We start from the raw sequence: 12,707 nt of genomic DNA, 5'->3' as shown, positions 1-12,707 counted from the left end.
TTACCGACGGTCGAAGTCGAATGCCTTGAGGAGCTCGGTCACGGCCTGATCGCGCTCGTCTCCCCCGTGCTCGAACATGTGCGTGACGTGCGTGCGCAGGTGGTTCTCCAGCAGCAGCCGGTTCAGCGATTCCAAGGACTTCTGGATGGCGCGGGACTGCGTGATGATGTCCATGCAGTACTCCTCGTTCTCGATCATCCGCGCGACTCCGCGCAGCTGACCCTCGAGGATGCTGGTGCGATGCATGGCGCGCTTCTTGATGTCTTCGATCACCCTTCCGAGCGTACTCGCGTGAGAGCGCGTGCTCGCGTCCCGGGACGTGCTCGCGTGCGAGGATGACGACATGGCGCGCACACCGATGGCTCTGCTCTCTCCGGCCGATCAGGAGCGCGCGCGGGCCCTGCGCCGGATGAAGACCGTCGCCCTCGGCGCGCTGATCGCGATGGCGATCGCATTCGTGATCGCGTTCTGGCTGCAGGAGCGCTACACCTGGCTGCAGTACGTCCGTGCCGCCGCGGAGGGCGGCATGGTGGGCGCCCTCGCCGACTGGTTCGCCGTCACCGCGCTGTTCCGCAGGCCTCTCGGGCTGCCGATCCCGCACACCGCCATCATCCCGAACCGCAAGGACGAGATCGGCCGCACGCTCGGCGAGTTCGTCGAGACCAATTTCCTGGCAGCGGACGTCGTCCGCGACAAGCTCTCGCGCACCCGTATCGCCGAACGCGCCGGCGAGTGGCTGCGCGTTCCCGCGCATGCCGAGCGCGTCGCCGCCGAGGGCGCGACGGTCGCGACCGCCGTGCTCAACGCGCTCAGCGACGACGACGTCCGCGACCTCATCGGCGATCTCGCCCGCGAGCATCTGATCGACCCGGACTGGGGGACGCCGGCCGGCGTATGGCTGCAGCGCATCGTCGAGACGGATGCCCATCACGGTGCCGTCGACCTCGCCGTGGACAGCATCGCGACCTGGCTGGACGCGAACGCCGAGGCCTTCGCCGGTCTCGTCTCGCGTCGGCTGCCGGGGTGGGTGCCGAAGCTCGCGCATCGATTCGTCGACGACACGGTGTACCGCGAGGCGGTGACGTTCGTCCGTGCGGTGCAGTCCGATCCGCAGCATCCGGCCCGCATCGCGATCGACGGCTACCTCGGCCGTCTCGCGGACGGGTTGCAGCACGACCCGGCGACGCGCACGAAGCTCGAGAACGCCAAGGCCGCGCTGTTCGACAGCCCGCGCGTCGCCGCCCTGGCCGCCGAAGCCTGGCACACCGCGAAGGCGGGGCTGCTGACTTCGCTGGCGGATCCCGAGAGCGGGCTGCGTCAGCGCGCCGCGCAGGCGGTCCGCGAGATCGGCGAGCGCCTGACGACCGACGCCTCGCTGCAGCGACGTGTGGACACCTGGATCACGGATGCCGCGGTGTTCCTGGTCGACCGCTACCGCCACGACATCGCGTCGATCATCACCGACACGGTCGAACGCTGGGACCCCGCGGAGACGACCGAGAAGATCGAGCTCATGGTCGGCCGCGATCTGCAGTACATCCGCCTGAACGGCACAGTCGTCGGAGCCCTCGCCGGCCTCGCCATCTTCACCATCGCCCACAACCTGATCCCGGGAGTCTGATATGGCGCTTTCGCACGACCCGCTCTGGCCGCGCGCCGGAGCCTGGCCTGCACCGGATGGCGAGGCGGATGCCGTGATCATCGGCATCCCCGCCTGGAGGACGTCGCTCTCGCCGACCGGCGCGCACGCGACACCCGCCGCGATCCGCGAGGCGCTGCGGCGCTACAGCACCACGGTCATGGGTCCGCCCGCGATCGACCTGAATGCGGCACTGCGGATCGCGGATGCCGGAGACATCGCCGACGCGGACACCGACGTCGAGGGCGTCGTGGCCCGCGTGCGCGGTCTTCGCCCCGCGTTCCCGATCGCCCTCGGCGGCGACAACTCCGTGACCTATCCGGTCGCCCGTGGCGCCGGCGCCACGGGGCTCATCACGTTCGACGCGCATTTCGATCTGCGCGATGGGGTGTCCAACGGCTCTCCCGTGCGCCGCCTCATCCAGGACGCGCCGGACGGCGAGCGGATCGACGGGTCGCGCATCGTGCAGATCGGCATCGCGGACTTCGCGAACTCCGCCCCTTACGCGCAGCGCGCCGCGGACTGGGGCATCCGTGTGATCACACTGGACGACGTGCGGCGGCGCGGCATCGCCGACGTCGTGGCCGAAGCCGTCGAGGTCGCCGGAGCGGATGCCGGAGCGCGCATCCATCTCGACATCGACGTCGACGTGTGCGATCGCGCGGTCGCTCCGGGATGCCCTGCCAGCGTGCCAGGCGGGCTCGCGGCGTGGGAGCTGCGCGCGCTCGCGCGCGCCGTCGCGTCCGACTCGCGCGTCGTCAGCGCCGACATCGCCGAGGTCGATGCGACCGCAGACACCGAGGACGGCCGAACCGTGCGGCTGGCAGCGCTGTGCGTCCTCGAGCTGCTGGCAGGACTCGCATCGCGGTGACGTCGGGAGCTCGCGCCACCCGCTGAGAATACGCTTCCGCGATCTCGAATTCCACCCCCTTCATCGGCGGCTCAGTACCGCGGCATCCTGAGTCCTCACCGAGACGAAGGAGAGCATCATGGCTGCCGCACCCGCATCGGCGATGAAGGACAAGAACTACAACCTCGTCGCCGTCCTGGAATCCTCGCTGCGCAATGCGTGGACCATGCAGACGTATGCGGACGATGCGGAGCGAGCGGGCGACGTGGAGCTCGCGGAGTGGTTCCGCAAGATCCAGCACAACAGCCTGAAGGCCGGCGAGCAGGGGAAGCAGATGCTGCTCGCGCGCCTCGAGGAGGACGACGAGGCCGCATCATGAGCATGAACGCCGCGGCCGGCGGCGGCACGATGACGGCGACGTGCGACACCTGCGGAAACGTCTACGACAGGGTGTTCACGGTGGCCCGCGGCGACCACGTGGGCACGTTCGACAGCTTCGAGTGCGCGATCCAGGCGATGGCTCCCACCTGTGCGCATTGCGGCTGCCGCATCATCGGGCACGGCGTCGAAGCCGAGTCTCAGATCTTCTGCTGCGCGCACTGCGCACGCCTGCAGGGCGAACAGCAGCTGGTCGACCGGGTCTGATCGGAGGTCTAGGCCGGAGTGTCGTCGGCGTGCCTGGCGAGCGAGCGCGCATAGCGCTCGGTGAGCTGCACCATGACGTCCGGCGTCGAACGGTCGACTCCGAAGACGTAGCCGGGGAAGTCCAGCTCCTGCTGCGCCGCGGCGATCTCCTCGTGGCGATCCGGGGGAAGCACGAGGAGGGGCTCGCCCACGGCGACCCAGCCGATCGGAACGACGGCATCAGCCGGCAGAGTCGTGCGCAGATGCACCACCGCGTTGATGCGCACCTCGGCCCGATCGCCGATGTGCGCGCCGTTGAACACCCGTGTCCCGGTGGCGAGGAACACCTCGTCGCCGATGATCGCCCCCGAGACCGACGCCCCTGGACCGATCAGCACGTGGTCGCCGATGTGGACGGGGTTCGCGGAACTCGCGCGGACGATCGCGTTCTCCATGACGATCACGTTCGTCCCGAGCGTGATCGGTCCGCCTTCGGCGGTGATCACGGCGCCGTGCAGGATCTGGCAGTCCTGGCCGATCGTCACGTCCCCCGAGATGACGGCGGTGGGCGCGATGACGGCGGTCTCGTCGATGCGGGGGCGAGCCCCGAGGTGCTCGTACAGCATGCCGTCAGCGTACTCCGGCATCCGTCCTGCGCGGCAGACCGTGCCGACGCGGGTCAGGATGCCGCGGGCACCGGTTCGGGGAAAAGCGCAGTGAAGAGTTGAGCGACCCACTCGAGCAGGCCGGCATCCGTCGGCGCTTCGCCGCCCGGACGTGGAAGCGGCACGACGAGCGCCTCTCCCCCGCCGACGAGCTTGGCGTTCGGGTACAGCCGCTGCAGGCGGACCTTCATCGAATCCTCCAGGCGCGCCGGAGCGACCCGAAGATTCGAACCCATCGCGACGACATCAGCGAGTCCTGCCTTGGCGGCCCTGCGGCGCAGACGTGCGATCGCGAACAGGCCCTCGACCTCGTCCGACGGCGTGCCGTAGCGGTCGATGAGCTCCTCGCGCACCAGGTCGATCGCGTCGTCCTTCGCGGTCGCAGCCGACGCCGCGGACAGCTTCTGGTAGGCCTCCAACCGCAGCCGCTCGCTGTCGATGTAGCTCTCGGGGATGCGGGCGTCCACCGGCAGCTCCATGCGCAGCTCGGTGCCGGTCTCGGTCTCCTCCCCGCGGAAGGTCGCAACGGCCTCGCCGATCATCCGCAGGTACAGGTCGAACCCGACCCCGGCGATGTGGCCGGCCTGCTCGGCGCCGAGCAGATTGCCGGCGCCGCGCAGCTCGAGATCCTTCAGCGCGACCTGCATCCCCGAGCCGAGGTCGTTGTTGATCGCGATGGTCTGCAGGCGGTCGGCCGCCGTCTCGGACAGTTCCTTGCCGTCGTCGTACAGGAAGTAGGCGTACGCGCGCTCGCGGCCGCGTCCGACGCGACCGCGCAGCTGGTGCAGCTGGCTGAGCCCGTACTTGTCCGCCCGGTCGATGATGATCGTGTTGGCGTTGGAGATGTCCAGGCCCGTCTCGACGATCGTGGTGCACACGAGCACGTCGTACTTGCGCTCCCAGAAGTCGTCGACCACCTGCTCGAGCTGGTGCTCGCCCATCTTGCCGTGCGCGACGGCGATGCGCGCCTCGGGCACGAGCTCGGCGAGCTCGCTCGCGATCCGCTGGATCGACTGCACCCGGTTGTGCACGAAGAAGACCTGACCCTCGCGGAGGATCTCGCGCCGGATCGCGGCGGTGATCTGCTTGTCGCTGCGCGCACCGACGAAGGACAGGATCGGATGCCGGTCCTCCGGAGGCGTCTGCAGCGTCGACATCTCCCGGATGCCGGTCACCGCCATCTCCAGCGTGCGCGGGATCGGGGTCGCGCTCATCGCGAGGATGTCGACGTTCGTCTTCATCTTCTTCAGCGCATCCTTGTGCTCGACGCCGAACCGCTGCTCCTCGTCGACGATCAGGAGCCCGAGGTCCTTGAACATCACCTGATCGGTGAGGATGCGGTGGGTGCCGATGACCATGTCGACCGAGCCGTCGATCAGGCCCTGCAGCGTCAGACGTGCCTCCTTGTCGCTCTGGAAGCGCGACAACGGACGCACCTTGACCGGGAACCCGGCGAAGCGCTCGGTGAACGTCTCGAGGTGCTGCTTCACGAGCAGCGTCGTCGGCACGAGCATCGCGACCTGCTTGCCGTCCTGGATCGCCTTGAACGCCGCGCGCACGGCGACCTCGGTCTTGCCGAAGCCGACGTCGCCGGACAGCAGGCGGTCCATCGGGATGGGCCGTTCCATATCGGCCTTGATCTCATCGATCGTCTGCAACTGGTCCGGCGTCTCGGCGAACGGGAACGCCTCCTCCAGCTCCCGCTGCCACGGGGTGTCCGGTCCGAAGGCATGCCCCTTCGCGGACATGCGGGCCGAGTACAGCTTCACGAGCTCGACCGCGATGTCGCGGACGGCCTTGCGCGCCTTGCCCTTGGCCGCCGACCAGTCGCTGCCGCCCATCTTGGAGAGCACCGGCGCCTCGCCGCCGACGTACTTCGAGAGCAGGTCGAGCTGATCGGTGGGCACGTACAGCTTGTCGCCCGGGTAGCCGCGTTTGGAGGGCGCGTACTCCAACACGAGATAGTCGCGGGTGGTCTTGGTGGCGTTGCGGCCGCCGGTGGAGACCTCGCGCTGGGTCATCTCCACGAAGCGCGCGATGCCGTGCGTGGAGTGCACCACGTGGTCGCCCGGCTTGAGCTGCAGCGGGTCGACGACGTTCTTGCGGCGCGAGGCGAGCTTCTTGACGACGCGCTGATCACCGCCGATCGTCCGGCCGTAGAACTCGTTGTCTGTGAGGACGGCGAGCTTCGCGTCCGGCACCTGGAATCCGCTCTCGACGGATCCCGTGACGAGGGTCGCGACGCCGTTGGCCGGCGCCTCGTCCAGGCTCTCGACGATGCGGGCGGCGACGCCGCGGTCGCTGAGCACATCGCGCGCCCGGTCCACGAGTCCTGCACCGGACGCGATGACCACGACGCGCCAGCCGTCCGTGATCCTGGCCTCGACGAACGCGATCGCGCCGTCCACGTTGCCGTGGAAGGACGGGATGATCGAGGCATCGATGTTCTCGGCATCCGTGTCATCCGTCGCGAACGGGCTCAGCCGCCAGAACACGCCGTCGCGCTCGGAGACGACCTCGCGCAGTTGGGCGACCGTGAGGAAGTCGCCGGCGCCGAGGTCGATCGGCGCGGACGCGCCGGACGTGGCGGCGCTCCACGCGGCATCCAGGAACTCGCGATTCGTGTCGCCCAGGCTCTGCGCGCGGGCTGTCGAGCGCTCAGGGTCGACGATCGCCGTCGCGGCCCCCTTCGGCAGGTACTCGACCAGGGACTGGAGCGGGCCCGCCACAGCGGGCAGCAGCGACTCCATGCCCTCGACCGGGATGCCCTCGGCCATCTTCTCGAGCATCCCCGCGATCGCGGGGAACGCGCCGACGAGCGCTCGGGCGCGCTCGCGGACGTCCGCCGTGAGCAGCAGCTCCCGGCTGGCGGGCAGATCGACGCGGTCGACATCGCCGGGGAGCGATCGCTGGTCGGCGACCGAGAACGCGCGGATCTGGTCGACCTCGTCGCCGAAGAACTCGACGCGGTACGGGTGCTCGGATGTCGCGGGGAACACGTCGAGGATGCCGCCGCGGACGGCGAACTCACCACGGCGCGACACCATGTCGACGCGCGTGTACGCCCGCTCGACGAGCTGCTCGACCGCCTGCTCGAGCTCGATGCCGCGCCCGCCGAGGACGAGTTCGAGCGGAGCAGCGTCCCCCAGATTGCCGGCGATGGGCTGGAGGGCGGCTCGTACGGAGGCGACGACGACGAGCGGACGCTCACCGGTCCAGGTGGTGATGCGCCGCAGCGTGTCCAGGCGGCGGCCGACCGTGTCAGGGCTCGGGCTCAGGCGCTCGTGCGGGAGCGTCTCCCACGCGGGGAACGCGAGGATCTCGGCATCCGGCAGGTAGGACTGCAGCGCCTGGGCGAGCGACTCGGCGCGGCGGCCGGTCGGGGCGACGGCCAGCAGGGCGGCCGGATGCCCACTCGCCGCCCGCCTGCCGAGCAGCCCGGCGAGCGCCGGCGCGTCGAGCCCGTCGACCATGCCGAGGTCGGCGTCGGTCTGCGCCCAGGTCAAGGCGTCACGATACAGAGACGCCTCTTCCAAGGCGCGCAGAATCCCCGGAACAGTCACCGGACCAGCTTATGCCGCCCCTCCGACGTCGGCGCGGCGTCCGACGCATCACGGGTCGGTGGCCGTGCCGAGTTCCGGAAGGGTCGCGGTGCGGCCGGTGTGTCGCCTCGTCGGGAGCCCCGGACACGCCGGTTCTCACACGTGCCGTCCGATATTCGGCACGGGTCAGCCGGGCCCGACCTCATAGGATGCCGGGATGGAACCCGTCGTGCTGAGAACCGACCGCCTCGAACTGCGTGCACCGACCGCATCCGATGTCGACGCGATCACGGCGGCGTGCCAGGATCCGGAGATCCCCCGGTGGACGACCGTTCCCAGCCCGTACACGCGCGAGCACGCAGAGGACTTCGTGGGGCTGATCGCGACGGGCTGGGCCGAAGAGGGCGAGTTCGTCTGGAGCATCCGTGCCGACGGCGAACTGATCGGCATGATCGGTCTGCACCACGTGAACGCGCACCCGGCAGGGACGGATGCCGAGATCGGGTTCTGGATGGTCGCCGGGGCCCGCGGGCACGGATACCTCTCCGAGGCCGCGCGAAAGGTCATCGACTGGGCGTTCGCGGATCGCGCCATGGTGCGCCTCGGCTGGCGCGCTGTGGCCGGCAACGTGGCGTCGGCACGCACGGCACGGTCGCTCGGATTCCACTACGAGGGCTTCCAGAGGCTCGCACTGACCAGCCCCCGCGGCCGCGACGACGGCTGGTTCGCGGGACTTCTGGCGACCGACGACCGCACGCCTGTGGACTGGCCAGTACTGGCGTGAACCTGGCCAGGGGGTGACGACGTCGGATGCCGGTGACAGGATGTCCTCATGCCTGAGATGCCAGAGGTCCAGGGACTCGTCGACTTCCTCGGCGAGCGCGCGACAGGTCGCACGATCACGAGGACCAGCGTCGGTGCGATCGCCGCGCTGAAGACGTTCGATCCGCCGAACACGGCGCTGCACGGTGCGACGATCACGGGCACCGCACGGCACGGCAAGTTCATCGACCTCGCCTGCGGCGACGACCTGCATCTCGTGTTCCATCTCGCGAAGGCGGGCTGGCTGCGGTGGTACGAGGAACTGCCGACGACCCTGATCAAGCCGGGAAAGAGCCCGATCGCCCTCCGCGTCGCGCTCGACGACGGCAGCGGGTTCGATCTGACCGAAGCAGGAACCAAGAAGTCGCTCGCCGTCCACGTCGTGCGCGACCCGCAGGACGTACCGGGCATCGCGCGCCTCGGCCCCGATCCGCTCGCGCCCGAGTTCGGCCGCGACGTCTTCGCCGGCCTGCTCTCCGGCAGGCGCATGCAGATCAAGGGGCTCCTGCGCGACCAGGGCGTGATCGCCGGCATCGGCAACGCCTACAGCGACGAGATCCTGCACGCGGCGCGCATGTCGCCGTACGCGATCGCCGCGACGCTCGACGACGGCGAGATCGATCGGCTGTACTCCGCGATGCAGGAGACGCTGCGCGATGCCGTTGCCGAGGCATCCGGCAAGCCGCCCGCCGATCTCAAGGACGCCAAGCGCCGCGGGATGCAGGTGCATGCCCGCAGAGGTGAGACGTGCCCGGTGTGCGGCGACATCGTGCGCAGCGTGTTCTTCGCCGATCGCTCGCTCGAGTACTGCCCGACCTGCCAGACCGGCGGCAAGGTGCTCGCCGATCGGCGGCTGTCGCGGCTGCTGAAATAGTCACGGAATGAAATCCGCCCAGGCGCGTTGACTACACTCAGAGCAGCACACGTGCTCCGGGGTCGGTGAGAATCCGAACCGGCGGTGACAGTCCGCGAACGTCTCGATTCATCCGAGACGCCGATCCGGTGGAATTCCGGAACCGACGGTGATGCGAGAACCATCTCGCTAGTCCGGATAGGAGGCAGCACGGGGCGCGCACGCGCGTCCTCGGCCACCCCGGGAACCTTGACCAAGAGGATGACCGATGGCAGTGACCGAGTCTGAGCGCCGGGCGATGACCCGCGCTCTCGAACTCGCCGTCCGCGGCCCACGAGGAGCCAACCCGCAGGTCGGAGCCGTGTTCCTCTCCCCCGACGGCGAGATCATCGCCGAGGGCTGGCACCGGGGGGCCGGAACCGCGCACGCCGAGGTCGACGCGCTCTCCCATCTCGAACCGGGTGCCGCACGCGGAGCGACCGCCGTCGTGACCCTCGAGCCCTGCAACCACACGGGACGCACCGGACCCTGCGCTCTCGCGCTGATCGACGCCGGCGTGAGCCGCGTCGTCTACGCGCTGGACGACCCAGGGGCCGCGTCCGGGGGCGGCGCCGAGCGCCTGCGCGCCGCCGGTATCGAGGTCGAAGCCGGCGAGCAGGCGGATGCCGCGCGCACCGTCATCGCGGACTGGCTGACCGCCCAGCGCCTCGGCCGCCCGCACGTCACCGTGAAGTGGGCGCAGAGTCTGGACGGACGCGCCGCGGCGGACGACGGCACCAGCCAGTGGATCACCGGCCCCTCGGCGCGCGCAGATGTGCACCGCCGGCGCGCGGCATCCGGAGCGATCGTCGTCGGAACGGGCACGCTCCTCGCCGACGACCCCTCCCTCACCGCCCGCGATGGCGACGCGCTGCTGCCCGACCAGCCGATTCCCGTCGTGATCGGGTCGCGCGACATCCCCGCGGATGCCGCGATCCACCGGCATCCGCACCCGCCGCTGCACTTCGACACCCACGATCTGCACGCTGTCCTCGCCGAACTCCACCGGCGCGGCATCCAGCGGGTCTTCATCGAAGGCGGGCCGACGCTGGCCAGTGCCTTCGTGGCTGCGGGGCTGGCCGACGAGATCCTCGTGTACGTCGCCCCCGTGCTGCTCGGCGGTGCGCGCCTGGCCCTCACCGATATCGGTGTGGGGTCGATCGCCGAAGCGCGACGCCTCACCGTCGACGAGTGGATGCCGCTCGGCGCCGATCTGCTCGTCATCGCCCGCCCGGCCGACTCCGACGCAAGGGAAGAAGGAAGCTGATGTTCACCGGAATCATCACCGAGATCGGCGAGATCACCGCCATCGCCCCATCGGGAGACGGATGGCGGCTCACCGTCCGCGCAGCAGGCGCGGCCGCAGACGCCTTCCACGGCGAGTCCATCGCGGTATCGGGCGTCTGCCTCACGGTCGTCGACTCGACGCCGGAGACCTTCGACGCGGACGTCATGAAGCAGACGCTCGACGTCTCGGCGCTGGCCTCGGCATCCGTCGGAGCGACCGTCAACATCGAGAAGGCGATGCCGGTGGGTGCACGCCTGGGCGGACACATCGTGCAGGGGCACGTGGACGGTATCGGCCGCATCGTGGAGGTGCGTCCCGGCGACCAGTGGAGCGTCCTGCGGGTCGCGCTCCCCGTCGATCTCGCCCCGCTCGTCGTAGACAAGGGCTCCATCTCGATCGACGGCACATCGCTGACGGTGAGCGCAGTGAGCGACGCCGGCGCGACCGACCACTGGCTCGAGGTCTCGCTGATCCCCGAGACCCTCGCCGCCACCACGCTCGGCTCCCGCGTCGTCGGCGACGCCGTGAATCTCGAGACCGACATCGTCGCCCGTCACGTCGAGCGCCTGCTCGCGTTCCGCTCTGCTCCGGAAGGAGGCTCGCGATGAGCCTTGCCACCATCCCCGCGGCCCTGGACGCCCTGCGCGCCGGCCGCCCCGTGATCGTCGCGGACGACGAGAACCGCGAGAACGAGGGCGACGTCATCCTGTCCGCCGAGCTCGCGACGCCGGAGTGGGTCGCGTGGACCGTTCGGTGGTCCTCCGGGTTCATCTGCGCTCCGATGCCCACCGACCTCGCCGATCAACTGAATCTGCCGCCCATGGTGGAGGCCAACGAGGATGCCCGTTCGACCGCGTACACGGTCAGTGTGGATGCCGCAGAGGGCGTCACCACCGGCATCAGCGCGCACGACCGCGCCCACACGCTGAACGTCCTGGCGAACGCGAACTCGACGCCGACGAGCATCATCCGCCCCGGGCACGTCCTGCCGCTGCGCGCCGTCGACGGCGGTGTCCGCGAGCGCAGCGGCCACACCGAGGCCGCGGTCGAGCTCATGAAGCTCGCCGGCCTGCGCCCGGTCGGCGCGATCGCCGAGATCGTCGCCGAGGACGGCAGCATGATGCGCCTGCCCGGCCTCATCGAGCTCGGCGAACGCGACGGCATCCCCGTCATCACGATCGAACAGCTCATCGCCCACCTGGACGAGGTCGATCCGCGCGACACGTCGCCCGCGGCATCCGCTTCGGGCAAGCGCAGGGTGAGCCTGCGTGCGGACGCGACCGTCCCCACCGCGCACGGGACGTTCCGCTTCCTCGCGTACAAGGATCGCGTCACCGGAACCGACCACATCGCGGTGGTCTCGGGCGAGCCCGGCGAGACGGCGCTGGTGCGGGTGCACTCCGAATGCCTGACCGGCGAGGCCTTCGGCTCGCTGAAGTGCGAGTGCGGTCCGCAGCTGGATGCCGCACTCGACGCGATCGAGAAGGACGGCGGCGTCGTGATCTACATGCGCGGCCACGAGGGCCGCGGCATCGGGCTGATCAACAAGCTGCGCGCCTACAGTCTGCAGGAGGAGGGCCTCGACACCGTCGATGCCAACCTGGCGCTGGGGCTGCCAGCGGATGCTCGTGAGTACGCGGCGGCGGCCGGCATCCTCAGCGATCTCGGCATCGCGAAGGTGCGTCTGCTCACCAACAACACCGACAAGGTGAAGCAGCTGCGCGAGCTCGGCCTGGATGTCGTCGAGCAGGTGCCGCTGATCGTCGGAGTCGGCCCCAACAACCACCAGTACCTCGAGACCAAGCGCGACCGGATGGGTCACATCATCGGAGAGGCGGAGCTCGCAGAGGCTCTCGCCGACGGAAAGGACAAGGCATGAGCGGCGCAGGAGCCCCGACCCCGCAGGAGCCGATCGACGCGACCGGCCTGAACGTCGTCATCATCGCCGGCACCTGGCACGACGTCATCACGGACGGCCTGATCGCGGGAGCCGAGCGGACTCTCAACGCCGCGCATGCCACGCACCGACTCGTACGCGTCCCCGGTTCGTTCGAACTGGCGCTGGCCGCGCAGGCGGCCTTCGCCGGAGGAGCGGATGCCGTGGTCGCCCTCGGCGTCATCATCCGCGGCGGGACGCCGCACTTCGAGTACGTCTCGGCGGCGACGACCGACGGCCTGACCCGGGTGTCGCTGGATGCCGGAAAGCCGGTCGGATTCGGCGTGCTGACGCTGGACGACGAGCAGCAGGGGCTCGATCGAGCGGGTCTTCCGGGTTCCAAGGAGGACAAGGGCGCGGAGGCGGCGGATGCTGCGCTGCGCACCGCGCTGCTGGTGAAGCAGCTGCGCGGCTGATCGGGGTCAGGCAGACCTACCTGGCGCATTGAC

Annotated in this window: 13 protein-coding genes and 1 riboswitch; of the genes, 10 read left to right on the top strand and 3 right to left on the bottom strand. The window is 69.8% G+C overall.

Annotated features, from left to right (window positions below):
• Window positions 1-273: a metal-sensitive transcriptional regulator gene (locus M2317_RS10230; protein ID WP_429459824.1), complete on the bottom strand. Its 273-nt coding sequence runs from the start codon at window positions 271-273 to the stop codon at window positions 1-3.
• Window positions 274-343: 70 nt separating this feature from the next.
• Here M2317_RS10230 and M2317_RS10225 point away from each other — a divergent pair, with 70 nt between their 5' ends.
• The 4 genes from M2317_RS10225 (at window position 344) to M2317_RS10210 (ending at window position 3,134) form a co-directional block, all read left to right on the top strand.
• Window positions 344-1,621, top strand: a complete 1,278-nt coding sequence (locus M2317_RS10225) for a DUF445 domain-containing protein (RefSeq protein ID WP_429459822.1) — start codon at window positions 344-346, stop codon at window positions 1,619-1,621.
• Window position 1,622: 1 nt separating this feature from the next.
• Window positions 1,623-2,510 carry an arginase family protein gene (locus tag M2317_RS10220; protein ID WP_429459820.1) on the top strand — a complete coding sequence of 296 codons (888 nt, stop codon included), beginning with the start codon at window positions 1,623-1,625 and terminating at the stop codon, window positions 2,508-2,510.
• A gap of 118 nt (window positions 2,511-2,628) precedes the next feature.
• The gene (locus M2317_RS10215; protein WP_429459818.1) at window positions 2,629-2,868 is read left to right on the top strand and encodes a hypothetical protein; all 240 of its coding nucleotides are present in this window, start codon (window positions 2,629-2,631) and stop codon (window positions 2,866-2,868) included.
• Entirely contained in the window at window positions 2,865-3,134 is a 270-nt protein-coding gene (locus M2317_RS10210) for a hypothetical protein (RefSeq protein WP_429459816.1), read from the top strand. Before M2317_RS10215 ends, M2317_RS10210 begins: the two co-directional genes overlap by 4 nt.
• A gap of 8 nt (window positions 3,135-3,142) precedes the next feature.
• Here the strand turns inward: M2317_RS10210 and M2317_RS10205 are convergent, their stop codons facing one another.
• Together M2317_RS10205 and mfd are read right to left on the bottom strand one after the other, a co-directional pair.
• Complete coding sequence (locus M2317_RS10205) at window positions 3,143-3,739, bottom strand: gamma carbonic anhydrase family protein (RefSeq protein ID WP_429459814.1); 597 nt, start codon at window positions 3,737-3,739, stop codon at window positions 3,143-3,145.
• Between the two features lie 53 nt (window positions 3,740-3,792).
• On the bottom strand, window positions 3,793-7,341 hold the full coding sequence (gene mfd / locus M2317_RS10200; RefSeq protein ID WP_429459812.1) for a transcription-repair coupling factor: 3,549 nt from the start codon (window positions 7,339-7,341) through the stop codon (window positions 3,793-3,795).
• A gap of 196 nt (window positions 7,342-7,537) precedes the next feature.
• Between mfd and M2317_RS10195 the strand changes: the two genes are divergently transcribed.
• The 6 genes from M2317_RS10195 to ribH all read left to right on the top strand — a co-directional run bounded on the left by M2317_RS10195 (window position 7,538) and on the right by ribH (window position 12,674).
• Entirely contained in the window at window positions 7,538-8,104 is a 567-nt protein-coding gene (locus M2317_RS10195; RefSeq protein ID WP_429459810.1) for a GNAT family N-acetyltransferase, read from the top strand.
• Window positions 8,105-8,152: 48 nt separating this feature from the next.
• Window positions 8,153-9,016 carry an Fpg/Nei family DNA glycosylase gene (locus tag M2317_RS10190; RefSeq protein WP_429459808.1) on the top strand — a complete coding sequence of 288 codons (864 nt, stop codon included), beginning with the start codon at window positions 8,153-8,155 and terminating at the stop codon, window positions 9,014-9,016.
• A gap of 48 nt (window positions 9,017-9,064) precedes the next feature.
• Window positions 9,065-9,210, top strand: a riboswitch (FMN riboswitch).
• Window positions 9,211-9,263: 53 nt separating this feature from the next.
• Complete coding sequence (ribD, locus tag M2317_RS10185; protein ID WP_429459806.1) at window positions 9,264-10,301, top strand: bifunctional diaminohydroxyphosphoribosylaminopyrimidine deaminase/5-amino-6-(5-phosphoribosylamino)uracil reductase RibD; 1,038 nt, start codon at window positions 9,264-9,266, stop codon at window positions 10,299-10,301.
• Window positions 10,301-10,930: a riboflavin synthase gene (locus M2317_RS10180; RefSeq protein WP_429459805.1), complete on the top strand. Its 630-nt coding sequence runs from the start codon at window positions 10,301-10,303 to the stop codon at window positions 10,928-10,930. Before ribD ends, M2317_RS10180 begins: the two co-directional genes overlap by 1 nt.
• Window positions 10,927-12,201 carry a GTP cyclohydrolase II gene (gene ribA, locus M2317_RS10175; protein WP_429459803.1) on the top strand — a complete coding sequence of 425 codons (1,275 nt, stop codon included), beginning with the start codon at window positions 10,927-10,929 and terminating at the stop codon, window positions 12,199-12,201. The genes M2317_RS10180 and ribA overlap by 4 nt, the downstream gene beginning before the upstream one ends.
• Window positions 12,198-12,674 carry a 6,7-dimethyl-8-ribityllumazine synthase gene (gene ribH / locus M2317_RS10170; protein WP_429459801.1) on the top strand — a complete coding sequence of 159 codons (477 nt, stop codon included), beginning with the start codon at window positions 12,198-12,200 and terminating at the stop codon, window positions 12,672-12,674. The genes ribA and ribH overlap by 4 nt, the downstream gene beginning before the upstream one ends.
• The last annotated feature ends 33 nt before the right edge of the window (window positions 12,675-12,707 follow it).

It is taken from the genome of Microbacterium sp. ZKA21 (assembly GCF_050434165.1).
Lineage (GTDB): Bacteria > Actinomycetota > Actinomycetes > Actinomycetales > Microbacteriaceae > Microbacterium.
This window is presented reverse-complemented; position numbering and strand designations above follow the sequence as displayed.